24 protein-coding genes and 1 pseudogene are annotated in these 26,268 nt (G+C 59.8%); 11 read left to right on the forward strand and 14 right to left on the reverse strand.

Features of this window, described 5'->3' with window-relative positions:
* Both EL191_RS05235 and EL191_RS05240 read left to right on the forward strand, forming a co-directional pair.
* On the forward strand, positions 1 to 993 hold the full coding sequence (locus EL191_RS05235) for a DUF481 domain-containing protein (protein ID WP_013714171.1): 993 nt from the start codon (positions 1 to 3) through the stop codon (positions 991 to 993).
* Between the two features lie 129 nt (positions 994 to 1,122).
* Positions 1,123 to 2,136: a DUF481 domain-containing protein gene (locus EL191_RS05240; RefSeq protein WP_041977006.1), complete on the forward strand. Its 1,014-nt coding sequence runs from the start codon at positions 1,123 to 1,125 to the stop codon at positions 2,134 to 2,136.
* Between the two features lie 62 nt (positions 2,137 to 2,198).
* Here EL191_RS05240 and EL191_RS05245 read toward each other — a convergent pair whose 3' ends face one another.
* Positions 2,199 to 3,461 (reverse strand): uracil-xanthine permease family protein, encoded by a 1,263-nt coding sequence (locus tag EL191_RS05245; protein ID WP_013714173.1) that lies wholly within the window; start codon positions 3,459 to 3,461, stop codon positions 2,199 to 2,201.
* A 1-nt stretch (position 3,462) separates the two neighbouring features.
* A complete protein-coding gene (upp, locus tag EL191_RS05250) occupies positions 3,463 to 4,101 on the reverse strand; it encodes a uracil phosphoribosyltransferase (protein ID WP_041977009.1) in 639 nt (212 codons plus the stop codon).
* Positions 4,102 to 4,338: 237 nt separating this feature from the next.
* On the opposite strand from upp, the gene EL191_RS05255 reads away from it, so the two are divergent.
* Positions 4,339 to 4,896, forward strand: a complete 558-nt coding sequence (locus EL191_RS05255) for a hypoxanthine-guanine phosphoribosyltransferase (RefSeq protein WP_013714175.1) — start codon at positions 4,339 to 4,341, stop codon at positions 4,894 to 4,896.
* 70 nt (positions 4,897 to 4,966) lie between these two features.
* On the opposite strand, the gene dauA is transcribed toward EL191_RS05255, so the two are convergent.
* Positions 4,967 to 6,706, reverse strand: coding sequence for a C4-dicarboxylic acid transporter DauA (gene dauA, locus EL191_RS05260; protein WP_041977011.1), 1,740 nt, complete (start codon positions 6,704 to 6,706; stop codon positions 4,967 to 4,969).
* Between the two features lie 172 nt (positions 6,707 to 6,878).
* On the opposite strand from dauA, the gene EL191_RS05265 reads away from it, so the two are divergent.
* Complete coding sequence (locus EL191_RS05265) at positions 6,879 to 7,166, forward strand: PA4642 family protein (RefSeq protein WP_013714177.1); 288 nt, start codon at positions 6,879 to 6,881, stop codon at positions 7,164 to 7,166.
* 280 nt (positions 7,167 to 7,446) lie between these two features.
* On the opposite strand, the gene rpsT is transcribed toward EL191_RS05265, so the two are convergent.
* On the reverse strand, positions 7,447 to 7,725 hold the full coding sequence (gene rpsT, locus EL191_RS05270; RefSeq protein ID WP_003243036.1) for a 30S ribosomal protein S20: 279 nt from the start codon (positions 7,723 to 7,725) through the stop codon (positions 7,447 to 7,449).
* A gap of 191 nt (positions 7,726 to 7,916) precedes the next feature.
* Here rpsT and murJ point away from each other — a divergent pair, with 191 nt between their 5' ends.
* The 6 genes from murJ to ispH all read left to right on the forward strand — a co-directional run bounded on the left by murJ (position 7,917) and on the right by ispH (position 15,336).
* Positions 7,917 to 9,458, forward strand: a complete 1,542-nt coding sequence (gene murJ, locus EL191_RS05275; protein ID WP_041977014.1) for a murein biosynthesis integral membrane protein MurJ — start codon at positions 7,917 to 7,919, stop codon at positions 9,456 to 9,458.
* Between the two features lie 79 nt (positions 9,459 to 9,537).
* Positions 9,538 to 10,488 carry a bifunctional riboflavin kinase/FAD synthetase gene (ribF, locus tag EL191_RS05280; protein WP_017361300.1) on the forward strand — a complete coding sequence of 317 codons (951 nt, stop codon included), beginning with the start codon at positions 9,538 to 9,540 and terminating at the stop codon, positions 10,486 to 10,488.
* A complete protein-coding gene (gene ileS / locus EL191_RS05285; RefSeq protein WP_041977017.1) occupies positions 10,485 to 13,319 on the forward strand; it encodes an isoleucine--tRNA ligase in 2,835 nt (944 codons plus the stop codon). The genes ribF and ileS overlap by 4 nt, the downstream gene beginning before the upstream one ends.
* Positions 13,312 to 13,821, forward strand: coding sequence for a signal peptidase II (lspA, locus tag EL191_RS05290; RefSeq protein WP_013714181.1), 510 nt, complete (start codon positions 13,312 to 13,314; stop codon positions 13,819 to 13,821). The genes ileS and lspA overlap by 8 nt, the downstream gene beginning before the upstream one ends.
* The gene (locus EL191_RS05295) at positions 13,818 to 14,255 is read left to right on the forward strand and encodes an FKBP-type peptidyl-prolyl cis-trans isomerase (protein ID WP_013714182.1); all 438 of its coding nucleotides are present in this window, start codon (positions 13,818 to 13,820) and stop codon (positions 14,253 to 14,255) included. The genes lspA and EL191_RS05295 overlap by 4 nt, the downstream gene beginning before the upstream one ends.
* A 136-nt stretch (positions 14,256 to 14,391) precedes the next feature.
* Complete coding sequence (gene ispH / locus EL191_RS05300; protein WP_041977019.1) at positions 14,392 to 15,336, forward strand: 4-hydroxy-3-methylbut-2-enyl diphosphate reductase; 945 nt, start codon at positions 14,392 to 14,394, stop codon at positions 15,334 to 15,336.
* A gap of 45 nt (positions 15,337 to 15,381) precedes the next feature.
* Here the strand turns inward: ispH and EL191_RS05305 are convergent, their stop codons facing one another.
* The 9 genes and pseudogenes from EL191_RS05305 to EL191_RS24725 all read right to left on the reverse strand — a co-directional run.
* Positions 15,382 to 15,822, reverse strand: coding sequence for a type IV pilin protein (locus tag EL191_RS05305; protein ID WP_017361297.1), 441 nt, complete (start codon positions 15,820 to 15,822; stop codon positions 15,382 to 15,384).
* Positions 15,822 to 20,183, reverse strand: coding sequence for a PilC/PilY family type IV pilus protein (locus tag EL191_RS05310; RefSeq protein ID WP_126403456.1), 4,362 nt, complete (start codon positions 20,181 to 20,183; stop codon positions 15,822 to 15,824). The genes EL191_RS05305 and EL191_RS05310 overlap by 1 nt, the downstream gene beginning before the upstream one ends.
* A gap of 16 nt (positions 20,184 to 20,199) precedes the next feature.
* Positions 20,200 to 20,523 (reverse strand): hypothetical protein, encoded by a 324-nt coding sequence (locus tag EL191_RS05315; RefSeq protein WP_017361295.1) that lies wholly within the window; start codon positions 20,521 to 20,523, stop codon positions 20,200 to 20,202.
* 11 nt (positions 20,524 to 20,534) lie between these two features.
* Complete coding sequence (locus tag EL191_RS05320; RefSeq protein ID WP_232005510.1) at positions 20,535 to 21,002, reverse strand: pilus assembly PilX family protein; 468 nt, start codon at positions 21,000 to 21,002, stop codon at positions 20,535 to 20,537.
* Positions 21,003 to 21,078: 76 nt separating this feature from the next.
* On the reverse strand, positions 21,079 to 21,918 hold the full coding sequence (locus EL191_RS05325) for a PilW family protein (protein ID WP_080764245.1): 840 nt from the start codon (positions 21,916 to 21,918) through the stop codon (positions 21,079 to 21,081).
* On the reverse strand, positions 21,915 to 22,481 hold the full coding sequence (gene pilV, locus EL191_RS05330; RefSeq protein WP_017361292.1) for a type IV pilus modification protein PilV: 567 nt from the start codon (positions 22,479 to 22,481) through the stop codon (positions 21,915 to 21,917). Before pilV ends, EL191_RS05325 begins: the two co-directional genes overlap by 4 nt.
* 16 nt (positions 22,482 to 22,497) lie before the next feature.
* On the reverse strand, positions 22,498 to 23,013 hold the full coding sequence (locus EL191_RS05335) for a GspH/FimT family pseudopilin (RefSeq protein ID WP_017361291.1): 516 nt from the start codon (positions 23,011 to 23,013) through the stop codon (positions 22,498 to 22,500).
* Between the two features lie 110 nt (positions 23,014 to 23,123).
* A complete protein-coding gene (locus EL191_RS05340) occupies positions 23,124 to 23,528 on the reverse strand; it encodes a GspH/FimT family protein (RefSeq protein WP_169746326.1) in 405 nt (134 codons plus the stop codon).
* Positions 23,529 to 23,597: 69 nt separating this feature from the next.
* Positions 23,598 to 23,648, reverse strand: a pseudogene (locus tag EL191_RS24725) (hypothetical protein); the annotation flags it as partial.
* Between the two features lie 139 nt (positions 23,649 to 23,787).
* Between EL191_RS24725 and EL191_RS05345 the strand changes: the two are divergent.
* Complete coding sequence (locus EL191_RS05345) at positions 23,788 to 24,828, forward strand: NAD(P)/FAD-dependent oxidoreductase (protein ID WP_232005511.1); 1,041 nt, start codon at positions 23,788 to 23,790, stop codon at positions 24,826 to 24,828.
* Positions 24,829 to 24,926: 98 nt separating this feature from the next.
* Here EL191_RS05345 and EL191_RS05350 read toward each other — a convergent pair whose 3' ends face one another.
* Entirely contained in the window at positions 24,927 to 26,267 is a 1,341-nt protein-coding gene (locus tag EL191_RS05350; RefSeq protein ID WP_041977031.1) for a sigma-54-dependent transcriptional regulator, read from the reverse strand.
* Position 26,268 lies beyond the last annotated feature (1 nt).

The raw sequence follows: 26,268 nt of genomic DNA on the forward strand, positions 1-26,268 counted from the left end.
ATGCGCGCGCTGATCGCCTTGTTCCTTTTCACCCTGGCAGCCCCGCTCTGGGCCGATACCGTCTGGCTGAACAACGGTGACCGCCTGAGCGGTGAAATCATCCTGCTCGATGGCGGCAAGCTGGCGCTGAAGACCAAGTATGCCGGCCAGGTGCTGATCGACTGGAAGGATATCGATACCCTGAGTTCGGACAAGCCCCTGCTGGTAAGGCGCAGCGGTTTCGACAACGAACGCAGCGAAAGATTGGCAGCAGCCGGGGCGGGCATGGTCCGAGTGCAGGGGGAGCGCGAGTACACCCTGCCGCTGGCGCAGATCAAACGGCTGATTCCGCCGCGGCCAGTGCTGGAAGACCGCCTCTGGGAGGGCAACCTCGACGCCAAGCTGGATATGAAGCGCAACCAGAACGATGTCGATGAATGGAAGCTCAAGGGTGATACCCGCATCGAACACGGGCGCTGGCGCCATGTGCTCAGTGGCGAACTGGAGCGCGAAACCAAGAACGACAGGAAGGTCGAGGACAACTGGGAGCTGGAATACGACCTCGACCGTTTTCTCTCCGAGCACTGGTTCTGGCGGGTTGGCGTGGAGCAGGCCGAGGACGAGTTCGAAACGGTCGACCGCCAGCGCATCGTCGGTACCGGCCCTGGGTATCGTTTCTGGGATGACGAACTGGGGCGCTTCGATTTGATTGGTCAGTTCAACCGTGTACGCCTTGAGTCTGATATAGCCGACCTGGCCTTCAACACGACGTCGCTGGAACTGGATTACAAGCGTCTGCTGTGGGGCACGCGACTGGAGTTTTACGCCAATGCCGAATTGCAGGTTCCGCACATCGATGAGATCGACTACGTGCTCGATAGTGAGTTCGGCTTGCGCTATCGGCTCAATCAGTGGGCGCGCCTTTCTCTTTTGTATGAACTGGACCAGTTGCGTGGACAGGGGCGTACGGTGTCGGACCGGCATTACCTGATCGGCGTGGGCGTCGGTTGGTGAAGCCCCTCGACAGAGCACCGTTCGACGGAAAAAGCTGAACTCTGCGAATCAGTCCCGGTCAGCTGTTGCTCTGGCGCCGGGGTTGCGGATAATGCCCGGCTTTCGCCCACCAACGCCATTGCCCAACTTATGTCGCGCTCTACATCACTGTCCCTGCTAGGCCTGAGCATCGCTCTGTGCAGTTCTGCCGCTTTCGCCGATACCGTCTGGTTGAAGAACGGTGATCGCCTTTCCGGCACCATCCGCTTCTTCGACGGCAGCAAATTGCTGCTGGAAACCGATTACGGCGGTTCCATCCCGCTGGATTGGAAAAAGATCGCCACACTGGAGAGCGACCACGAACTGCTGGTCAAACTCGGTCCGGTTGACGGTGAGCGTGCCAAGTCGCTGCTGGCCGCCGAGCCCGGCAAGGTCACGTTGGCCAATGGCGAGGCGCCCAAGACCATCGATCTGGCGCAGATCGAGCAGATCATGAAACCCAAGCCGCTGGTGGAGGACTTCACCTGGAAGGGCAATATCGACCTTGGTCTGGACTACAAGCGCGGCGAGCGTGACTCCGACGACTACGACGTCGATATCAAGACCCAGGCCCGTCACGGTCTTTGGCGGCATAACGCAATTGCCGACTATAACCGCGAGCTGAAGAACGACGTGGTCAGCACCGACAACTGGAGCGCCGAATACGCGCTCGACCGTTTCCTCTCCGAGAAATGGTTCTGGCAGGGACGCTTCGAGTACAAGCGCGACCTCATTGAGGAAGTGCAGCGTCAGCGCACCCTCGGTACCGGCCCTGGTTACCAGTTCTGGGATGACGAGCTGGGCGCGTTCTCCATCGCCACCCTGGCCAACCGTAGCGATTACCGCTACAGCAATGGTGAGCAGGACCGCTTCTATGCGCTGAGCGTGAAGTGGGACTACAACCGCTACCTGATCGGCAAGACCGTCGAATTGTTCAGTGTCGGCGAGCTGGGTAAACCCCTTGAAGGGGTTGCCGATTACACCCTGGATGCCGAAGTTGGTCTGCGTTACAAGGTGACCGATTGGGCGTCGCTGAACATGAAGGCCGAGAAGGATATGGTCAGCGGTGCCGAGGGTGATCTGGACGAAACCCGCTACACTCTGGGTTTCGGTGTTGGCTGGTAGGTCTTAGCGCCGCTGCAAACGAAAAAGCCCGCGATGACCGCGGGCTTTTTATTGGCACGGAGTCAAGCTTCTTCTGCGTCCCGCTTGCGCCAGCCGGCACCGCCCGGCAGCACCAGATTGAGCAGCAGGGCGCTGATCGCGCAGAGGGAAATTCCTGACAGAGCGAATTCCTTGCCGCCAATCACCATGCCACCGATGCCGAACACCAGGGTCACCGAAACGATGATCAGGTTGCGCGCTTCGGACAGGTCGACCTGGTGACGAATCAGTGTGTTGAGGCCGACCACGGCGATGGAGCCGAACAGCAGGCAGAGAATGCCGCCCATCACCGGTACCGGGATGCTCTGCAGGGCTACGCCGAACTTGCCGATGAAGGCCAGGGCGATGGCGAATACCGCGGCCCAGGTCATGATCTTCGGGTTGTAGCTTTTGGTCAGCATCACCGCGCCGGTCACTTCGGCGTAGGTGGTGTTGGGCGGGCCGCCGAACAGGCCGGCTGCCGACGTGGCGAGGCCATCGCCAAGCAGGGTGCGGTGCAGCCCGGGCTGCTTGACGAAGTTCTTGCCGGTGACGTTGCCGATGGCGACCACGCCGCCGATGTGCTCGATGGCTGGCGCCAGAGCGACCGGTACCATGTACAGGATCGCGCCCCAGTGCAGTTCCGGTGCGATGAAGTTGGGTACGGCGAGCCAGGAGGCCTGGCTGACGGCACTGGTGTCGATTACGCCGAGCACGGCGGCGATGGCGCAACCGACTGCGATACCCGCCAGGATCGGCACCAGGCGGAAGATGCCACGGCCCAGCACGGCGACCAGCAGGGTGGTGATCAGAGCTGGCATCGAGATCATCATCGCGGTGCTGTAGGGCAGCAGCTCGACACTGCCATCACCGGCCTTGCCCATGGCCATGTTCACCGCGACCGGCGACAGCGCCAGGCCGATGGAAATGATCACCGGCGCGATCACGACGGGGGGCAGCAGGCGGTCGATGAAGTTGGGGCCGCGCAGTTTGACCAGTGCCGACAGCAGGATGTAGACCAGGCCGGCGGCGATCACGCCCCCCATCACGGCGGGTAGGCCGAACTCGCCCTTGGCTGCCAGGATCGGCGCGATGAAGGCAAAGCTGGAGGCCAGAAACACCGGTACCTGACGCTTGGTGACCAGTTGGAACAGCAGGGTACCGATGCCGGCAGTGAACAGCGCGACGTTGGGGTCCATGCCTGTGATCAGTGGCATCAGTACCAGCGCGCCGAAGGCCACGAACAGCATCTGTGCGCCGGAGATGCCCTGGCGCCACAGTGGATCGTTGAATTCCGTTTGCGACATGTCAGGCGTCCTTTTGCTTGGTGCCGAAGATCTTGTCGCCGGCATCGCCCAGGCCCGGAATGATGTAGCCGTGTTCGTTCAGACACTGATCGATTGAGGCGGTGAAGATGGTCACATCCGGATGAGCCTGCTCGACTGCCTTGATGCCCTCGGGAGCGGCAACCAGGACCATGGCGCGAATGTCCTTGCAGCCGGCCTTCTTCAGCAGGTCGATGGTGGCGACCATCGAGCCGCCGGTGGCCAGCATCGGGTCGATGATCAGGGCCAGGCGCGAGTCGATTTCCGGAGCGAGCTTCTCCAGATAGGTGTGTGCTTCGAGCGTCTCTTCGTTGCGTGCCACGCCCACTGCGCTGACCTTGGCACCGGGAATCAGGCTGAGCACGCCGTCGAGCATGCCGATGCCGGCACGCAGGATGGGGACTACGGTGATCTTCTTGCCGGCGATCTTCTCCACCTGAACGGTGCCCGCCCAGCCTTCGATGTCGTAGGCTTCCAGAGGCAAGTCGTTGGTGGCCTCATAAGTCAGCAGGGCGCCCACTTCCTGGGCCAGCTCACGGAAATTCTTGGTGCTGATATCGGCGCGGCGCATCAGGCCGATCTTGTGACGGATCAGCGGGTGGCGGATCTCGCGAGTGGGCATGGGCTGGGATCTCCAACGGGGCTCTGGGAAAAATCGCGTTAGATTAAAGCATTGCTTGTGCCAAGTGGTGGGTGACTGATGAGTCACGGTGCTCGCCGACGTGCATCGGCTACGCTGGTCAGTCGATACTTGGCAAGCGTTGCACGGGTCTGTACCTTTGCCCGCTTTTATTTGACGAGTCGATCAGCTTTCGGGCTGTTCGCCGCCACTCATCAGCCGATCAAGAGAGAATTCATCATGTCCGCCGATCTCGCGCACATTCGCCAAATCATGGCGGAAGCCGACTGCCTGTTCACCGAAGCCGAGGTGGAAGCGGCCATCGACAGGGTTGCCAGCCAGATCAACGCCGAGCTGGCCGAGCGCAATCCGGTGGTGTTCTGCGTGATGAACGGCGGCCTGATCTTCTCCGGCAAACTGCTGACCAAGCTGAACTTCCCGCTCGAAGCGTCCTATCTACACGCGACCCGTTATCGCAATGAAACCAGCGGTGGCGAACTGTTCTGGAAGGCCAAGCCGGAAGTTTCCTTCATCGACCGCGATGTGCTGATCGTCGACGACATCCTCGATGAAGGGCACACCCTCGGTGCGATCATCGATTTCTGCCGCCATGCCGGTGCACGTGCCGTGCATACCGCGGTGTTGATCGACAAGGAGCATGACCGCAAGGCGCGTCCGGATCTGAAAGCCAATTACGTGGGCCTGCAGTGCATTGACCGTTACATCTTCGGTTACGGCATGGACTACAAGGGCTACTGGCGCAACGCCGCCGGCATCTTCGCGGTCAAGGGGCTGTAAGCGGTTGTAGCGCGTAGGGGGCGCTGCGCGCACCGGCTTTATTGATGCTCCTCAGTGCGCATGGCGCGCCCTACTCGGCTAGGGCCTTCGGTGCTGTGTCATCCAGCCAGCGCAGGGCTTTCTTCCGTGCCTGCAGCAGATCGTGAACGTAAGCCAACTGTCCGGCGCGCCGGTGGATGCCGGCGCGGCGTAGTTGCAGCCTTACCTGCGCGGTGGGGCCGCTGAGGATCAGCGCCACACCCTGCTGGCGGTAGTCGCGCAGCACGTTGTCCAAAGCGGCAATGGCAGTCATGTCCAGCAGTGGCACCGCGCTGATATCGACGATGACGACTCTCACCCCAGGAGTGAAGCGACGCAGCACGCTCAACGCCTTTTCTGCCGCGCCGAAGAAAAGCGGGCCGCGAATGGCGTAAGCCAGCACGTGCTCGGGCAGATCCAGCAAGGCCTGACGTTGCTGCCGATTCAGCGCCGCGGTATCGGTCAGTTCGCTCATGCGCTTGATGAACAAGCCGGCCGCCAGCAGCAGGCCCACGCCCACGGCCAGCACCATATCGAACAGCACCGTCAGTACCAGGCAAGTGAGCAGTACCAGCACATCGCTGCGTGGCGCGATGCGCAGCGTATGGACGACATGGTTTGGCTCGCTCATGTTCCACGCCACCATCATTAGCAGTGCCGCTAGGGCAGCCATGGGCAGATAGCTGAACAGCGGCGCGAGTAACAGAATCGCCGCCAGCACCACGCCCGCATGAACCAGTGCCGCCAGTGGGGAGAACGCACCGGCACGCACGTTGGCGGCCGTACGGGCAATGGCCGCGGTGGCGGTGATACCGCCGAAGAACGGCGCAGCCAGATTGCCCAGACCCTGGCCGATCAATTCGGCGTTGGGATCATGCTTGCTGCCGGTCATTCCATCGGCCACCACCGCGCACAACAGTGACTCGATGGCGCCGAGCATGGCAATGGCGAATGCCGGTGCCAGCAGTTGGCGGATCAGTTCGAATGACAGCACCAATGGCTGGCCGTCGGCACCCGGTAGGTTCCAGGGTAACGCCAGGTCTGGCAGGAAGGGTGGGATACCGGGATATTCGATGCCGTCGAGCTGATAGCTGAAGCGCTCGCCCAATGTCGCTACGGGCAGCCCCAGGCGCTCCAGTGCCAGTGCCAGTAGCGCGCCGATCGCCAGTGCTACCAGATGCGCTGGGATCTTCGGCATCAGGCGCGGCCAGATCAGCAGCGTCGCCAGGCACACGGCGCCAACCAGGGTATCGCCGGGCTGCAGGCTGGGAAATGCGTGTGCCAGAAGATTCAGCTGTTCCAGCAGGTGTTGAGGGGCGCCGGCCAGATGCAGGCCAAACAGGTCCTTGATCTGCAGGACGGCGATGACGATACCGATGCCGGCGGTAAAACCCAGCGTCACCGGGTAGGGCACGAACTCGATCAGGCGACCGGCGCGCAGTAGGCCAAGGCAGATCAGGATGATGCCGGCCATCAAGGTGCACAGCAGCAAGCCGCCGAGCCCGTATTGCTGGGTGATCGGCAGCAGAATCACCACGAACGCCGCAGTGGGCCCGGATATGTTGAAGCGCGAGCCACCACACAGTGCGATCAGTGGCGCGGCGATCAGTACCGTGTAGAGCCCATGTTGTGGCGCTACACCTACGGCGATGGCCAGCGCCATGGCCAGTGGAATGGCGATGATGCCGACCGTCAGACCGGCGCTCAGATCCCCGCGCAGGGTCTTCCAAGAGTAGCCCGCGCGCAGAGTCTGGCGCCAGGCGGCGAACAGCGGTAACGATTGACGTGACATGCTGGCTCCCTAGTGGCTTGGCGCATTATAGGAGCCAGACCATGCGCTGCGGCATGACCTAGGTCTGCTGTTGTGTCGATTGTTCGGGTGTTAGCCTTGCCGGCTTTGCGTTGAGCCGCGCGTGGCTCGGCGGTACACTGCCGGCCCTCTGTAATGCTGGCGGGAGCGGGCGATGCGTAAAGACAAGAAGCAGGTGATTGGCGAAGAAATCAGCGATGACTCGATCAAGCTGTTCCTTGCGGTGGAACCAGCGGACGCCACGCCGCCTTCGCTGCACAAGCTGGTCAAGGCTTACCGCGGTCTGCGTATCGATGACTTCGAGCGTTTTGTGGGTTTCTTCAAAGCCGAAGGCTACGACCTCTCTGCCACCGATGCGCAGGGCAATGATTTCATTGCGCTGATTCAGGACCAGCGCAACGCCGAGCCTTATATCGAGGTGATCAAGGCTGCTCGCGGCTGATTTCCGACGGCAACGAAAATGCCCGCTCTCCATCGAGGAGGCGGGCATTTTTTGGGCCCGCTTTTTGTGAGCGCGTACTTGTCTGTGAATCGCGGCAGGAAAAGCTTCGCAGTCGAGACAGTTCCCACGGGGGGGGCGCAAGCCGACAGTTCAGGCGGCAGGGGGGCGAGGCTTGTGGTGGGGCAGGCGTGTCCGCGATTCGTTGCGATCCGACATTCATGAAAAATGCAGGCAATAAAAAACCGGCCTCAAGGGCCGGTTTTTCAAGAACCTGTCGCGATTAGGCGGCAGCAGCTTCGCCCAGCGCCTTGATGTGCGCGTTCAGGCGGCTCTTGTGACGAGCGGCTTTGTTCTTGTGGATGATGCCTTTGTCAGCCATGCGGTCGATGACCGGAACGGCTGCAGTGTAAGCGGTCTTGGCAAGCTCGAGATCCTTGGCAGCAATAGCCTTGACCACGTTCTTGATGTAGGTACGAACCATCGAGCGCAGGCTGGCGTTATGGCTACGGCGCTTCTCAGCCTGTTTGGCGCGTTTTTTGGCAGAAGGTGAGTTGGCCACCGTCAAGCTCCTCGAAAACTGGGGGGTTACGACAAATAAGGCCGCGAATCATGCCGATCCATCTGCCTTCTGTCAAGTCCGATGACGCTTTCCTGTGCTGGCCTGACCAGTGGTGGCTCGCTACACTCGTCGCCTTCGTTGGGTGGCGGATTGTCCGCTACTGCAACCCTTTATGGAAGCCGAAACACCCCATGAATTTGCTCAAATCCCTGGCTGCCGTCAGCTCACTGACCATGGTCTCGCGTGTGCTGGGGTTCGTGCGCGATACCATCATCGCCCGTACCTTCGGCGCTGGCGTGGCGTCCGATGCCTTCGTGGTGGCGTTCAAGTTGCCCAACCTGTTGCGCCGCATCTTCGCCGAGGGCGCTTTCTCGCAGGCCTTCGTGCCCATTCTGGCCGAATACAAGATGCAGCAGGGGGAGGAGGCCACGCGCACCTTCATCGCCTACGTTTCCGGTTTGCTGACCCTGGTGCTGGCGCTGGTCACTGCCATCGGCGTGCTCGCTGCACCCTGGATCGTCTGGGCCACGGCGCCGGGGTTCGCTGACGAGGCCGAGCGCTTCGAACTCACCGTCGACCTGCTGCGGGTGACCTTCCCTTATATATTGCTGATCTCTCTGTCATCGCTGGCCGGCGCCATTCTCAATACCTGGAATCGCTTCTCGGTACCGGCATTCGTGCCGACGTTGCTGAACGTCAGCATGATCGTCTTCGCGTTGTTCCTGACACCCTATTTCGATCCGCCGATCATGGCGTTGGGCTGGGCGGTGCTGGCCGGTGGTTTGGCGCAATTGCTCTGGCAACTGCCGCACCTGAAAAAGATCGGCATGCTGGTGCTGCCGCGCCTGAGTTTCGGCGATCTGGGCGTGTGGCGGGTACTCAAGCAGATGGGGCCGGCGATTTTCGGCGTATCGGTCAGCCAGATTTCCCTGATCATCAACACCGTCTTCGCCTCCTTCCTGGTTGCCGGCTCGGTGTCCTGGATGTATTACGCCGACCGCCTGATGGAGTTGCCCTCCGGTGTGCTGGGCGTGGCGCTGGGCACCATCCTGCTGCCGGCGCTTTCCAAGACCTATGCGAGCAAGAATCGCGATGAGTATCGGCGTCTGCTCGACTGGGGCCTGCGTCTGTGCTTTCTGCTGGTGCTGCCTTGCACCCTGGCGCTGGCCATTCTCGCCGAGCCGCTGGTGGTGTCGTTGTTCCAGTACGGCAAGTTCACCGCCAACGACTCGCTGATGACGCAGCAGGCGTTGATGGCCTATGCGGTCGGGCTGCTGGCGCTGATCCTGGTGAAAATCCTCGCGCCGGGCTTCTATGCCCAGCAGAACATCAAGACCCCGGTGCGCATCGCCGTGATCAGCCTGCTGGCGACCCAGGCGATGAACGCACTGTTCGTATTCGGTCTGGAGATGGCGCACGTCGGCCTGGCGCTGGCGATCAGCCTGGCAGCTTGCCTCAACGCCGGCCTGCTGTACTGGCAACTGCTCCGTGCCGACATCTTCCGGCCTTTGCCTGGTTGGGGCGTGTTCCTGTTCAAGCTGGTGGTCGCAGTCGCTGTGATGGTCGCGGTGTTGCTGGGGCTGCTGCAGGTCATGCCAGCCTGGGCGGAAGGGGAGATGTTCGTACGCCTGGTGCGTCTAGGCGCGCTGGTGGTGGCCGGGCTGGTCGCCTACTTCGGCATGCTGCTGATATTGGGATTCCGTCCACGCGATTTTGCCCGGCGGGCGTTGTAGTGGTTCCTGGCGTCGCGATGCCTGTTGTGCATGGCGTGCTGTGCGTATAATCGGCCACTTTGTGAACAAGAAGCGTGCTATGCAGCTGGTTCGAGGTCTTCATAACCTGCAGCCCCAGGCGCGGGGCTGTGTGGTCACCATCGGTAATTTCGACGGCGTTCATCGTGGGCACCAGGCCATCCTGGCGCGTCTGCGCGAGCGCGCCGCTGAACTGGCCGTGCCCAGCTGTGTGGTGATCTTCGAGCCGCAGCCGCGTGAATACTTCGGTCCAGACACTGCGCCAGCGCGCCTGACCCGCCTGCGTGACAAACTTGCGCTGCTGGCTGCCGAAGGCGTCGACATGGTGTTGTGCCTGGCCTTCAACCGCCGCCTGCGCGAGTTGTCGGCCGCCGAGTTCGTCCAGCGTGTGCTGGTCGACGGGCTTGGCGTCAAGGACCTTGAGATCGGCGATGACTTCCGCTTCGGCTGCGACCGTGCCGGCGATTTCGAGTTTCTCAAGGCCGCCGGCCAGCGTCACGGTTTCAGCGTCGAGGCCTCGACCACCGTCGAAGTTCTGGGCGGCCGGGTCAGCAGCACGCGTGTGCGCCAGGCGCTGGTCGATGGTGATTTCGAACTAGCCGAAGCCTTGCTCGGCCGGCCGTTCCGTATCGCCGGGCGGGTGTTGCACGGGCAGAAGCTCGGCCGCCAGCTCGACGCACCCACGGCCAACATCCAGCTCAAGCGGCGCAAGGTGCCGCTGACCGGCGTTTATCTGGTGAGCTGCGAAATCGATGGCGTGATTCAACCGGGCGTCGCCAACATCGGCGTGCGCCCCAGCGTTGCCGGTGACGGCCGCGCCCATCTGGAAGTGCACCTTCTGGATTTTGCCGGTGATCTGTATGGCCGGCGTCTCTCGGTGGCTTTCCACCACAAGCTGCGCGATGAGCAGCGTTTCGCCTCGCTGGAGGCCTTGAAGGCGGCGATTGCCGCTGATATCGCCGCTGCCCGTGATTATTGGCAGAGCCACCCGCTGATGAAGAGCCCGAAATGACCGACTACAAAGCTACGCTGAACCTGCCCGATACCCAGTTCCCGATGAAGGCCGGCCTGCCGCAACGCGAGCCGCAGACCCTGCAGCGCTGGAACGAGATTGGTCTGTATAGCAAGCTGCGCGAGATTGGCGAAGGTCGGCCGAAGTTCGTCCTGCACGACGGCCCGCCCTATGCCAACGGCAGCATTCACATCGGTCATGCGCTGAACAAGATTCTCAAGGACATCATCACCCGCTCCAAGACCATGGCCGGCTTCGACGCGCCATATGTGCCGGGTTGGGATTGCCATGGCCTGCCGATCGAGCACAAGGTCGAGACCACCTTTGGCAAGAACCAGCCGGCGGACCTGACCCGTGAGCGCTGCCGCGCCTATGCCGCCGACCAGGTGGAAGAGCAGAAGGCCGGCTTCGTTCGTCTTGGTGTGTTGGGTGACTGGGACAACCCCTACCTGACCATGAACTTCGCCAACGAGGCCGGCGAGATTCGCGCCCTGGCGGAAATGGTCAAGAACGGCTTCGTGTTCAAGGGGCTCAAGCCGGTCAATTTCTGCTTCGATTGCGGCTCGGCGTTGGCCGAGGCCGAAGTCGAGTACATGGACAAGAAGTCCGAAGCCATTGACGTGGCTTTCCCGGTCGAAGATGCAGACAAGCTGGCCGCTGCCTTCGGCCTGGCCAGCCTGAGCAAGCCGACCGCCATCGTCATCTGGACCACCACGCCCTGGACCATCCCGGCCAACCAGGCGCTCAACGTGCACCCGGAATTCACCTACGCGCTGGTGGACGTGGGCGACCGCCTGCTGCTGCTGGCCGAGGAAATGGTCGAGAGCTGCCTGCAGCGCTTTGGCCTCGAAGGCCAGGTGATCGCCACTGCACAGGGCTCGGCGCTGGAACTGATCAACTTCCGCCATCCGTTCTATGACCGCCTGTCGCCGCTGTACCTGGCCGAATACGTCGAGCTGGGCGCCGGTACCGGTGTCGTCCACTCCGCGCCAGCCTACGGCGAGGACGACTTCCACAGCTGCAAGCGCTATGGCATGAGCAACGACGAGATCCTCAACCCGGTGCAGAGCAACGGTGTGTACGTCGACTCGCTGCCTTTCTTCGGTGGCCAGTTCATCTGGAAGGCCAACCCGGCCATCATCGCCAAGCTCGAGGAAGTGGGCGCGCTGCTCAAGCACGCCACCATCAGCCACAGCTACATGCATTGCTGGCGCCACAAAACGCCGCTGATCTACCGTGCCACTGCGCAGTGGTTCGTAGGCATGGACAGTCAGCCGAAGGAGGGCGGCACCCTGCGTGAGCGCTCCCTGGCGGCTATCGAGCAGACCAAGTTCGTCCCGGCCTGGGGCCAGGCGCGCCTGCACAGCATGATCGCCGGCCGCCCGGACTGGTGCATCTCGCGTCAGCGCAACTGGGGTGTGCCGATCCCGTTCTTCACGCATAAGGAGAGCGGCGAGCTGCACCCGCGCACCGTCGAGCTGATGGAGGAGGTCGCCAAGCGCGTCGAGCAGGAGGGCATCGAGGCCTGGTTCAAGCTGGACGCCGCAGAGCTGCTGGGCGCCGAGGCCGATCAGTACGACAAGAGCCGCGACACCCTGGACGTGTGGTTCGACTCCGGCACCACCCACTGGCACGTGCTGCGCGGCTCCCACGCCGAGCTGGCGCATGCTCAGGGCCCCGCTGCAGACCTGTACCTGGAAGGTTCCGACCAACATCGCGGCTGGTTCCACTCATCCCTGCTGACCGGCTGCGCCATCGACGGCCATGCGCCGTACAAGGAACTGCTGACCCACGGCTTCACCGTCGACGAGCAGGGCCGCAAGCAGTCCAAGTCCCTCGGCAACGTGGTCGCGCCGCAGAAGGTGATCGACAGCATGGGGGCCGATATCCTGCGCCTGTGGGTCGCCTCCACCGACTACTCCGGTGAAATGGCTGTCTCCGATCAGATCCTGCAACGTAGCGCCGATGCCTACCGCCGCATCCGCAACACCGCACGCTTCATGCTGGCCAACCTCAACGGCTTCGACCCCGCGAGGGACCTGCTGCAGCCTGCGCAGATGCTCGACCTCGACCGCTGGGCACTGGATGCCACGGCGCGCCTGCAGGAAGAGATCATCGAAGCCTACGCCGACTACCGCTTCTGGAACGTCTATTCGAAGGTGCACAACTTCTGCGTGCAGGAGCTGGGTGGCTTCTATCTGGATATCATCAAGGACCGTCAGTACACCACTGCCGCCGACAGCGTCGCGCGTCGCTCCTGCCAGAGCGCGCTGTTCCACATCAGCGAAGCGCTGGTGCGCTGGATCGCGCCGATCCTGGTCTTCACTGCCGAGGAAATCTGGCAGTTCTTGCCTGGCGAGCGTAACGAATCCGTAATGCTCAACACCTGGTACGCTGGTCTGGAACGTCTGCCGGAAGGCTTCGAGCTGGATCGCGCCTATTGGGATCGGGTCATGGAGGTCAAGGCAGCAGTCAACAAGGAGCTGGAGAACCTGCGCTCGGCCAAGGCCATCGGTGCCAGCCTGCAGGCCGAAGTCACCCTGTTCTGCGACGAGGCCAAGCAAGCCGACCTGGCCAAGCTCGGTGACGAACTGCGTTTTGCCCTGATCACCTCGGCGGCGCAGGCTGCTCCGTTGGCCGATGCGCCATCCGACGCCGTGGTGACCGAAGTCGAAGGTCTGAAGTTGAAGATCATCAAGTCCGCCCACGCCAAATGCGGCCGCTGCTGGCATTTCCGCGCGGACGTCGGCAGTCATGCCGCCCATCCGGAGCTGTGTGATCGTTGCGTGAGCAACATCGAAGGTGAGGGGGAGGTGCGCAAGCATGCCTGAGTCCTCGCGTTTCGGGCATCTGCCCTGGCTGCTGTTGAGCGTGCTGATCCTGGTTGTCGACCGGGTGACCAAGGACATCTTCGAGGGTGGCCTGAGCATGTATCAGCGCATCGAGGTTATTCCGGGCTATTTCGACTGGACCCTGGCCTACAACACGGGTGCTGCCTTCAGCTTCCTGGCCGATGCCGACGGCTGGCAGCGCTGGTTCTTCGCCGCCATCGCCATCGTCGTCAGTGTCGTGCTGGTGGTCTGGCTCAAGCGCCTCAAGCGTCACGAAACCCTGCTGGCCGTGGCTCTGGCCATGGTCCTGGGCGGTGCGCTGGGTAACCTCTATGACCGCGTGGTGCTTGGCCACGTGGTCGACTTCATTCTGGTGCACTGGCAGAGCCGCTGGTTCTTCCCAGCCTTCAACCTGGCTGACACCTTTATCACCATCGGTGCCATCCTGCTGGCGCTGGATATGTTCAAGAGCGACAAGTCCGTGAAGGAGGCTGCGCAATGACAGACGTACGCATCGGTCCGGACAGGGAAGTGACCCTGCACTTCGCCCTCAGGCTGGAAAACGGCGATGTGGTCGACAGCACCTTCGACAAGCAACCGGCTACCTTCAAGGTCGGTGACGGCAACCTGTTGCCGGGCTTCGAACAGGCGCTGTACGGCTTCAAGGCCGGTGACAAGCGTAGCGTGCAGGTGCTGCCGGAGCAGGGCTTCGGCCAGCCCAACCCGCAGAACGTGCAGATCATGCCGCGTAGCCAGTTCGAGGGCATGGAACTGTCCGAAGGCCTGCTGGTGATCTTCAACGATGCCGCCAATGCCGAGCTGCCAGGTGTGGTCAAAGCGTTCGATGACAAGCAGGTCACCATCGACTTCAACCATCCGTTGGCGGGCAAGACCCTGCAGTTCGACGTGGAAATCATTGAGGTCAAGGCGCTCTAAATAGTAGTGCCGACCCTGTAGGAGCGGCTTTAGCCGCGAGCTCTTCTTGCAGCCTGCACACATTGCGCGCAGGCTTCGACTTTCGGGATCGCTCAAGCGCCTTGGGCGATCCCTCGATTATCGCGAGATGCCTTGCATGTATATCAAACTCGCCAATCCCCGCGGCTTCTGCGCCGGCGTCGATCGCGCCATCGAAATCGTCAACCGCGCCCTGGAAGTGTTCGGCCCGCCGATCTACGTGCGCCATGAAGTGGTGCACAACAAGTTCGTGGTCGAGGATCTGCGGGCCCGCGGCGCGGTATTCGTCGAAGAGCTGGATCAGGTCCCGGATGACGTCATCGTCATCTTCAGTGCTCATGGCGTCTCCAAGGCCGTGCGCGACGAGGCTGCTCGCCGCGGGCTGAAAGTCTTCGACGCTACCTGCCCGCTGGTGACCAAGGTGCATATGGAAGTGGTGCGCTACAGCCGTGAAGGGCGCGAGTGCATCCTGATCGGCCACGAAGGCCACCCTGAGGTCGAAGGCACAATGGGCCAGTACGACGCCAGCAATGGCGGCGCCATCTATCTGGTTGAAGATGAGGCCGACGTCGCAGAGTTGCAGGTGCGTAATCCCGAAAACTTGGCGTTCGTGACCCAGACCACCCTGTCGATGGACGACACCAGCAAGGTGATCGATGCCCTGCGCGCCAAGTTCCCGGCTATCGGCGGCCCACGCAAGGATGACATCTGCTACGCCACCCAGAACCGCCAGGATGCGGTGAAGCAACTGGCCAGCGACTGCGATGTGCTGTTAGTCGTCGGCAGCCCCAACAGCTCCAACTCCAACCGCCTGCGCGAGCTGGCCGAACGCATGGGCACCCCGGCCTATCTGATCGATGGCGCCGAAGACCTCAAGGCTGAATGGTTCGAGGGGGTGGACGGTGTCGGCATCACCGCCGGCGCCTCGGCGCCGGAGGTGCTGGTGCGCGGCGTGGTCGACCAGTTGCGTGCTTGGGGCGCGGAGGGAGAAACGGAGCTTGATGGGCGGCCGGAGAACATTACGTTTTCGATGCCGAAGGAGTTGAGGGTTAAGCAGCTTTAGATATTTATGAAAAAACCGGCTAAAAGCCGGTTTTTATTTACTTGTCTACCAGCAGCTTTCAACTGTGCCAGTGCCAGTTTCAGTCTTTATACCTTGGCTGTTAAGTCCAAGATTGCCGCATTGCGCGTCGGCAGCTTGAGGGCCTACTGCAGTGGCGACAAGTCTCACGCAGCGGGTTAGTGGCGTGCCTGCTGCGCATGCCTGAGCGGCAATACTGTACCGCCCTTCATCGCTAACGATGGGAGCGTTAGCTGCAATGCCAGGGAAGGCCAGCCCACCAGCGCCTAGGTTGGCAGTATAGCTTTGATTCTGAGAATAGAAACGCTCCTGAGCCTGCATGATCTGTGTCAGCTTTGCGTGACCGTCTGAGCGTCCTGCCTTGAGCTGGTACTGTTGATAGTTGGGGTAAGCAATGGCTGCGAGTACGCCGATTATCGCTACTGCAATCATAAGTTCTATTAGCGTAAAACCGCGCTGGTACCGCATTAGTTTTCTCTCCAATAAGTCGTAGACACTGGTGCGGGATTTTCGCAGAACTCTGTACCTTCAACACAGCCGTCTGGCCCCGGTTTGTCGTCACCGCCAGCCCCAAGCCCGCCAACTTCTGAACCGTTGATAATGTTCGGGGTGCCGTCATCGGAGAACACGATCGCTGGAGACGGCGGAATTCCCGAGCGTACTAGGGCATAACTACGGATCGGTACCTCATTCTTGGTGAAGATGGCGCCGGCGTCTATCAGGCTAAGGGCGTAGGCTCGGCCGCGACCAACGTCTGGGCCGCAGGTGGTGACGGTCTCACCTCTTGGACTGAATGTGTTGAACAGTACCGCACCACGGAAGGACAAGGACGCAGAGAGTATTTTCTCGCCCTTTGGTAGGCGGAGGAACCAGCCCTTGCTATTGGCCAGCAACGATCGGTTAGGTACGTAACTGTTTCCAGGGGTCAGTTGAGCATAGAGAGTATTTATCTGATCGCGCAGTGCCGGCAGGCCATTGGTTTCATCCAGTGTTGCCAGTTGCGCCTGATCAACCAGGAACTGGTAGGCTTCGAACTCCGTCAGGTCGTCGCCGTAGATCTCCTTGGCTGCGGCCAGCTGTTCCTGCGTGAGTAACCCAGAGCCCTCGTCATAGGCGGCGCTGGAGATCAGATTGGCGCTCACCTGCGCAGCGTCGGCTTTGGCTCGAAGATCGTTGCGGGTGTTTTCCAGTTGTGCAACCAGTGCTACGTTGCTGGCCAGGTTAGCCGCGTTATTAGCGAGTGTGGTGTTCTTGCTTGCCTCGTCGCGGGCCAGCAGGTCGGCCTCGTTCGGTGTTGGGGATGCTGAACCGGTGAGGGCTTGCAGTTCGGCCAGTGCTTGGCCTATGGCGGTGTTGTCCCCTGCGCTGATCGCGCTATTGAGTTGCGCCAGAGCTTCTCGCAGGGCAGTGCTGGTCTGGCCGTCATTGAGATCGTTACGTTGATCCGCTTCGGGGCTGCCGGCATAGCTCTGGTTCAGTCCGTCCAGCTCGGCCTGCAGGTTGGTGATGGTCTCGTCATTCGCTGATGCTGCCTTGGCATCGAGAAGTGCCTGCTCTTTATCGACAATAGCTTGATAGAGGGTGCTCAGCCCACTTTGCAGGTTAATCAAGGAACCGTAGCTTTCGGCTAGCGACAGGCTATAGGTGGACAGCGCTTGCTGCTTCGCTTCTGACTGATCGCGCGCGCTTGAGGCAGCGTCGTAGGCCGCTTGAGCATCACTCAGTGCCTGCGAGTTTTGCGGTGAGTTATCTGCGTCATAGGCTGCTTGAGCGGCATTGCGATTAGCCAGTGCTGTATCGTAGGCGGTCTGCTTGCTGGCCAGATCGGCCTCGGCATCGTTACGCGCCTGTTGCATGGCTTTTAGGGTTTGCTGGGTTTCCAGCAGACCTTGCTGCAGCTTGCTTTGCTCGTCGCTCTCGGCCGCGTGCGGCAGCAGGTAGGGATCGGCGGCCATGATGGCATCGATCTGGGCTTGAGTGTCATTGGCGCTGCTATTTGCCTGCAGCATCGCGTTGTATGCCGCAGTGAAGCCGGACGAATCCTTGTAGGCGTTGAACACATCTCGAGCTGAGCCTACGGAAGCATTCAAGGCATTGATCTTGGCCTCGAGCTCCGCAATGTCCTCAAGTATCTTCGCAGCCTGGGCGTCTGTCAGGTCGACGCTGGAGACGTCCACCAAGTCGCTCTCGGTCATGGTCGTGTAGGTACTCGGTTTGTTGAAGACATTGGCATCTCGCAGCACGTAGAAACGATCGATGGTGTCCTCGTTGAGTGGGTGAGCGCGGTAGCCCGAACCGAGGGAGATTGTGAAGTAGGTCTTGCCGCCGCGTTCACGGATCAATGCCACGTCCGGCGTGCTGAAAAACCTACGATTACTCAGGGCTGTGTCACCGCCAAGGCTGGCGATACGGCCGCCGGTTGCCAGGTTGGCTGCGCCGGTGTTGGCATTGTTGATGTCGAAGCGGAAAACCTGCGCCCGGCTATCGGCGGCATACAGAATGTCGGCCAGGCCATCGCCGTTGATATCGATGATCACAGGGTCAGCTGGCATGCTATGGGTCATGCTGGCCAATTGCAGGTTGGCTCCGGTTTCCGTGGTGTGGCCGGCTCGCCAGATCAACTGGCCGGTTTCGGCGTTGACGATATACAGGCTGTTGCCATAGCGGTCGCTCGCCAGCGGTGTATTGGGGCTGTCGTTGTCCTGTTGGGGATCGTAGCCGCCGCTAAAGATGAGCACCTTGGTCTTTGTACCATTGACTTTGATATCGGCCAGTTTGGGGGTGGCCCAGGTCTGCCCCAGTTTTTCGAAGCCGGGAGTAGCGCCACCTTTGATCACCCATTTCATTGCAGGAGCGCTTATTGTGCCGACATCCAGCGCATAGTAATTGCGGCCCCCGCGGCGCATGCCTGCGTAAAGAATGCTCTTGGCAATATCACGAGTTTTGGTCGCAGTGTTAAGTGCGCCGTATTCAACCCAGAGGTTGAACTGACCGTCCATGCCATAGCGCTTGTTCTCGGAGCCCTTGGGGTCGCGGTAGTAGGCATCGAGGTTGGGCAGCAGCTCTTTCGGAATGAACGCGAACTGTTCTTCGCCAGTCTTGGGGTCGACGGCATGGATGAAGCCTTCATTGGTGCCGAAGAACATATAGAGCTGTTCGGGGGATGTTGTTTCACCCTTCTTGGCTTTTTCGACGCGCACGAGGTCCTCATCGGTCTTGTAGGCTACCAGGCGAGGTTCGTTGTGCAGCACATCAGCCAGTTGCTGGCGTGCTTGATCACCATTGTCAGGATCCAGGCCGCGCCCCCATTTGATGGCATTCTCTCTTGCGGTAGCGCTGGTGACGCCCATAAGGGCATTGGTGATGGCGTTATTGCCCGTGCTCAGCGCATACGCGCTAGTACTCAGTAGCACGCTGCCGGTAACCCCTGCGCTGGCCGTCGGGGAGCGGTCGGCAGCCGTCCAAGTGTAGATGTTGCGGCTGCTAGGGCTACTCAGCATGCCGGCTACACCGCCTTTGGCCACATCTCTGCCGTCAAGCGATGACCAATAACTGGACGCACTTTCTTTGAAGAAACCCGTTGCTTCGTCTACTGCCGGTTGACCGTTCTTGTCGACGATCTGTGCCGCAATAGGGGTGCCTTGTGCATCGGTACTCTCGGGCTTGAGTGTGTAGCGTTTGACGTTGCCAACCCAGCGCGCACCCTCGGCCGGGCGAAACAGCGCGTAATAGAGGTCGTTACGGAAGCCCAAGTTGTTGTAGGCACTTACCGCGACACTGGGCGTAGCGAAGGTGGTGTTTTCGGCTAGGATTTCCACCAGGATCGACTTGAGCGCCGATACCAGGCCGGAGGTGTTGTCGGTGGTGAAATAGCGACCGTTGCCAGCGGTGGCGGTATTCTGCAGTAGCGTCTGGTTAGTAGCAAAGCCAATAGTGTAGGTGCTGATGGTCTGTTTGCCCGGCTGGCTGCTGCTGACGTCTTGGTTGGCCAGATGCTCGGCCAGGTGTGGCATGCATTCGCCGCTTCGACTGGTGCTGCTGGTACCGGGGTCGCGACAGGTGGCGGCCAGATACTGGGTGTTTGCAGCGCCGGAGGTGCTGATCAGCGCGCGGATATCGTTGTTGGCCGCATTGTCGTAGGTGGGTTCGCCGTCGGTGAGCAGAATGATATTGCTCTTCTGGCAGGAGTACTCAATGGGACTCTTATAGTTGCTCCCCGTTTTAGATGCGGCAACGCTGGGCTTGCTCACTATAGTGTAAGAGTTTCCGTTTTCATATGCGGCTCGGGTGTTGTTACCGAATTTTGGTCGTTGCCCTTTCAGGTAAAGGGCAGCTTCGTAGTAGGACTCGGATAACGGTGTGTTAGAACCTGCATAAAGCGCATTGAGTTCGTTCTTGAATGCGTTTGCAGTAGTGCTGACACGCCCTACGGGAATAGCCACCATGCCACCTTGGTAGCTACTGGATGCATCGAAATGCATCAGGCCGACGTTTACATCATCACTTAAACGCAGTTCTTCAATGAGCTGATTGGTTACATCTTTTACGACTTGGAGGCGTGTCTGCTGATAGGTTCTATTTCTGCCGCTGCCAATGGTCACGCAGCGGTTGCGTATGTCTCGATCTGCGATGGCACATGTCGTGCCTGGGACTGCAGCGTCCATGGATCCAGAGTTATCGATGACAAACATCAGGTTGGGGCGAACCTGCTGGTCTTCCGGTAGTTTGCGGCTAACATAAATTTCGGTGTCGTCTGCCAATACGGTCTGAACAGTTAGGCCAACATATATGAAACTGCCGAGGACGAGTGAGAATGAGCGAGTGTTCATATTCTATAGTGTCCTGTTACTTGGCGACGATTTCATAGATAGAGTCGATAGGTTTGTTGCGCAGGAAGACGGTTCCTTTCAGGGTTTTGCCATCCTGTAAACTGTCGGCTGTTATTCTTTGACCGTTGATATAAACCAAAGCACCTGGTGCAAAGGGCAGTAGTCGCATGGGGCATTCCGGGCAGGGACGCAGTTCGCCATAAGGGTGGCCGCCCGTCATGCGGATGGAGACTTCAATCATCTCTAGTGGTGTATAACTGTTGATGTCTTCCTCGGCATATACGCCAAGGCTCAAAGTAAGTCCAATAGGTAGTATTAGAGTGGTTAAAATCTTGTACATATTGAGTCTCCCTAGCCTTTGGTATTCATGAAGACTAGGCCTTGCGACTGATCCGAGTAGGCGCCGTTGTTCAGCTGCGAGCGGGTTTGCAATTCATAGTCGGTGCATTCAAAACGTTCGAGACTTGCGCCCGTGCAGAGACTGGGGCGGGTATAACGCACCACGGTAAAGCCGGGTGGGGGGATTGGAGTCTGCGTGTCGACCCCTCTGCCAGCGGTGCTGGCAGGAAGACCGAGTGCTTGTAGCTGGGCGGCGCTAAGTTTCTTCGGATATCCGCCACTACCGTCGGAGTACCGGCCCGCGTTCAGTGCCTCCAACAAGGGCATACGACCAGAGATACTGGTGTTGAACGCGAGAAGTTCGGAGCGAATTTCGTTCTGGGCCAGCTGGAACGTTTCGTTACGGAACTGCGAGTTACTGGCCATGCGCTCCTCTAAAGTGGAAAACTGCATGGCGGTAATTCCGGCGATGGTGAGCACGATCAAAAACACCAGTGCAACGATTAGAGTGGCTCCGGTCTGGCGGGATGGGGCTAAATATTCATGGCGCCTGGCCTCAAAAGGTATTGCGTAACTTGATAGTGGTAGTGAATATCTGACGGGCTCTGCCGTCATCAAAAACTGCGGTCGGAGCAGCATCCAACAATACATAACGGCGCGCCGGGGCAGGCGGATCCACACGGTCAATCGAGTTGGCCAAGACGGCGATACGAACCGCTATGACGTCATTCCAAGCGTTCAATGCGGTAACGCGGTCGGCAGAAATATATTGGTTGACATTATTGCGATCGCCGCTGGTGCTGACTCCGTACTGGATTTGCAGTGCATCCACCCCATCAATCAGCGGCGAAACCCCGGGACCGGCGACCCATTCGCCAGTGCCTTTGGTGAAGTTCCAAGACCTACAGCCAAGCGCAGAGGGAGTGCCGTTGGCTCCAGGGATAATTTCAAAATGATTGATTATCAGATCCGTATTGGCGGTGGCGCCGGTGAGGGTATTGCCTAGGCAATCTCGGCGTGCGCCCTCAAGCATCCGTGGCTGCAATGCAAATCCAATGGTATCTGACGCGTTACCTGCCCCCTGAGAGCTGCATACGCGTGGCGTGTTGCAGTTCGTGGCGCCAGGTGTCGCGATAGGATTAGGTGGCACAGTAGTTGAGTTGGCTGCTTCTACATAGCCCGCATGGCGTGCACTTTGAGCGATAAACTCCAATGCAAAACGTCCATTTTCTTGTAGGCGCGATGCAGCTTCGTTGCTGGCGTAAGTTTGCTTCGAGGAGAAAAATACTTGTATAACACCAGTTAGCAGTAGCATGCTAATGACCACAGCCACCAAGAGCTCTACGATTGAAAAGCCGTATTGTTTCGAGGGGCGGAAATGTCTACGATGGTTCATCGTTCGACCCTCAATGTGGTGGTGCCATTAGTAGTTACTGCGTCGTTCTTATTATTTGCACTTCCTCTGTTCTGCCAGTTCAGACTTACATTCAAGCCGTTACCATTGATCACTGGAACTAGCATGTTGCCGATAGTGGGAGGCGTAATGAAGTCTCGGCTGTTGAAGCGTGCATCGATGGTATTGAAGTTAGCAATTGCGGCATAGCTACACTGTGTCTCCCAGGCATCAAAGGCTGCCATCTGAGAGGCATTGCACTCGCTGGCGTTGACTTTGGCCCCGGTGCTTGGGTTGTAGTAATCTGCACACATACGAGCGGGCAGCGCGGCACAGTTTTGTGCGGTGGCATATTGAGCTTCAGTACCAGCTGGATTTGCGCGCATGCGCTCAATGAAGTCTTGCATCAACCAGACCGACTGTGAGCGCTGACCACTGTCGGCAGTGCTTCGCAGCGAGCTGAGTTGCATGGCAGCAAGTCCCAGAAGGCCGACCGTGAATATTAGTAGAGCGACCAGTACCTCGATTAGCGAAGCGCCGCGCTGCGTGTATGAGGATGAGTTCATATGCATTCCTTGACTATCAGCAGGCCGCGTCTCGCGTCGTCTTCTCAATTTCCGCGCGGCCGAGCGGGGTCAGCGTAATGCACCGAGCATTGTCGCTAGAAGAATCTAAACTTGGCGATGTCACTTTAAGAAATGCGTTGACGTTGTTTGATGCTGCACCGTTGCGGCGGAATATCAGAACTGGTGGGTTGCCGATGCCCGAACTGGTAATGCTTACGCCGTTGGTAGCGGCGAAGATCCGAATAACGTCCGCATGATTGCAATCGCCACCAATGGTGGTAGGGCCTATACACCAGCCATCACTCCAGCCACTGGCGGTGCCCGTACGGGGAATGACCCGAACATCTTGGTTGAGCTTGAGTGCCTCGCTTCTGGCAAATGCAAGGGAAAGCATCATTTCGTTCGCTTTAGAGCTGACGCGTTGTTTGATGGTGAAGTTGGTGACTGCAGGTATAGCTAAGCCCAAAATGATCCCCAGCAGTGCCAAGGTGATCATCAACTCGATAAGGGTGAATCCGTGTTGTCGCTTCATCTGGCGGAATCCTTGCAATGTGCTTCACATCATTGCTGGTCACTCCAGGTGCTTCAAGGACGGTTGGGACGTCTGGTGGCTTTGTGGTACCGAATGGTCGTGCAGTGTCTTCAGGGGGGGCAGCGGGCGCCTTCGTCCGATGTTTTTATCCTGCCCTGGCGACTGATGACTAACGTTCCTGCCTTCGCGCTGGCCTTAGCTGGGCATAGGCTCATCGTACCGTTGCTGACGAAGGTGACTCCCTGGCTACTGAAGTGGATCGAGTTGTTCGGCTGCATTCCTCTCCAGTGCAGGTTGATGCTACTGGGCAGGTAGAGAGTGCTGATAATTTCTTCTCCCGGATCTAGGCGACGATTACCATTGCTATCGATAAATGCGGTAATGCTTTCGCTCCAGCTTTGGCGGCAAACACCTTGTTCCGAGAGCGAGCAGAGGGTGGTCCGGCTCTGGCTGGTCATAGCTACATAGCGGGCCTTGCTAGTCATATGGAACAGACCGTTTTTCAGGCTGTTCATCTGCTGGCGATCACGCCAAACCGAAGTTGAGGGTATCACCATACCCATTAATAGTCCGAGCACAGCCAAAGTAAGGAGTAGTTCTAGCAGGCTATAGCCCGAAATCCTATTGGTTCTCATCCTGAGTTCCTAACGTTGTTTTCCCTGAGATTTTTGAGCGTAGAACAAACCCCGAGTTTTCCCAGTCTATGTGGAGTGCTTGATTTTGTTGGATGTGATTTTCGTAGGCGGTGGCGCGTTGGGGCTACTGTCAGCCCGTATGTTGGCTTTACAGGGTAAGCAGGTGCTTCTCCTGGATCGTCAGGGCGCTGGTAGCGAATCCTCCTGGGCCGGTGGCGGCATCGTTTCGCCGCTCTATCCCTGGCGCTACAGCGCGGCGGTGACGGCGTTGGCGCATTGGTCGCAGGATTTCTATCCGGGGTTTGCACAGCAGTTGCTGGAGGGCACTGGTGTGGACCCCGAGGTGCATGTCACAGGGTTGTATTGGCTGGATCTGGATGATGAGGCCGAGGCATTGGCCTGGGGGCAGCGTGAGAGGCGTCCGTTGTTTTCGGTGGATGTCGCTGAGGCTTATCAGCAGGTACCTGTTCTGGGCGGTGGTTTTACGCGTGCGATCCACATGCCGGGCGTGGCCAATGTGCGCAACCCTCGTCTGGTCAAGGCGTTGCGTGCGGCGTTGGCCGCTATGCCGAACGTCGAGATTTGTGAGCACTGCCCGGTGACCAGCTTCATCCGCGAGGGTGGTCGTATCCGTGGCGTCACCACCGGCACTGAATCGATTCGCGCCGAGCGGGTGGTGCTGGCCGCTGGAGCCTGGAGTGGCGAGTTGCTGAAGACGCTTGGCCTGGAACTACCCGTCGAGCCGGTGAAGGGGCAGATGATTCTGTACAAGTGCGCCGAGGATTTTCTGCCAAGCATGGTGTTGGCCAAGGGGCGTTATGCGATTCCGCGGCGTGATGGCCATATTCTGATTGGCAGCACGCTGGAGTATGCAGGGTTCGACAAGACGCCGACCGATAACGCGTTGGAAAGCCTGAAAGCATCGGCCGAGGAGCTTTTGCCTGCACTCAAGGATGCTGAAGTGGTGGGGCATTGGGCTGGCTTGCGGCCCGGCTCACCGGAAGGCATTCCCTTTATCGGGGAAGTGCCCTCGTATCCAGGTCTATGGCTGAACTGCGGGCACTTCCGCAATGGGCTAGTGCTGGCACCAGCCTCCTGCCAGTTGCTGGCTGATCTGATGCTGGGGCGTGAGCCAATCATTGATCCGGCGCCTTATGCGCCAGCGGGGCGGTTGCAGTAGTGGGCCGTCAGCCCCGCATCAAAGGGTTGCGGGACTTCAAGCTGCGATCGTGATCGCCGGCAAGCCGGCTCCTACACAGGCGTGAGCAGGGTCTTGTCTCAGTCGATACCCAGCTTCTTCAGTCGATAGCGCATCGAACGGAAGGTCAGGCCCAGGCGCTGCGCCGCCGCTGTGCGGTTCCAACGTGTTTCTTCCAGGGCCTGCATGATCAGCTTGCGTTCGATGTCTTCGAGGTAGTCCTCGAGGTTGTCGATCTGCGCCAGGCTGGCTTCGCCGCCTTCGTTGCTGGGGCCACTGGCATCGGCCAGGCGCAGGTCGCCGGGCGTGATCTGATCGTCTTCGCACAGGGTGTAGGCGCGTTCGAGCATGTTTTCCAGCTCGCGCACGTTGCCAGGGAAGCGATAGCTCTTCAGCTTTTCCAGTGCGTCGGGGTGCAGTTTGGCGGCGGCCAGACCGGTGCCATCGGCCAGGCGCGCGAGCATCACGTCAGCCAGCAGGGCAATGTCCTCGCGACGTTCACGCAGTGGTGGCACGCGCAGCTCGATGACATTGAGGCGGTAGTAGAGGTCCTGACGGAAGCGGCCAGCAGCGACTTCGGCGGCAAGGTCCTTGTGGGTGGCGCAGAGGATGCGCACATCGACCACCACTTCCTGCTGGCCACCGACGACGCGCACGGCCTTCTCCTGAATCGCGCGCAGCAGTTTGACCTGCATTGGCAACGGCAGATCGGCGACTTCGTCGAGGAACAGGGTGCCGCCATTGGCTGCCTGGAACAGCCCCTGCTTGTCTTCGATGGCGCCGGTGAAGCTGCCCTTCTTGTGACCGAAGAACTCGCTTTCCATCAACTCCGAGGGTATCGCGCCGCAGTTGACCGGCACGAACGGTTGTTCGATGCGTGGGCCCTGCTCATGGATCAGGCGGGCAACCAGCTCCTTGCCACTGCCCGATTCGCCGCTGATGTAGACCGGTGCCTGACTGCGCGAAAGCTTCAGGATCTGCTTACGCAGCGACTTCATCGGTGGCGAGTCGCCGAGCAGGCGGCTATCGACTGGTGTTTCCTCACCTTCGGGTGCGCGAATGCGCAGGGCGGTCGCCACCAGTTCGCGCAGCCGGCCGAGGTCCACCGGTTTGGTGAGAAAGTCGAAGGCCCCGGCCTTGAGCGAGTTGATCGCGGTATCCAGGCTGCCGTAAGCGGTGATCATCGCCACGGGAACCTGCGGGTGGCGCTGCTGGATGTGCTGCACCAGATCCAGGCCGGTGCCGTCGGGCAGGCGCATATCGGTCAAGCACAAGTCGAAGGGCTCGCGCGCCAGCCACTCGCGCGCCTCTTTGACGTTGCGCGCGCTGCGGGTGTCCAGCTTCATGCGTCCGAGGGTGATTTCCAACAGTTCGCGGATATCGGGCTCGTCGTCGACGATCAGGGCTCTCTGACGGTTCATG

Origin of the sequence: Pseudomonas mendocina (assembly GCF_900636545.1) — a bacterium.
Taxonomy (GTDB): Bacteria; Pseudomonadota; Gammaproteobacteria; order Pseudomonadales; family Pseudomonadaceae; genus Aquipseudomonas; species Aquipseudomonas mendocina.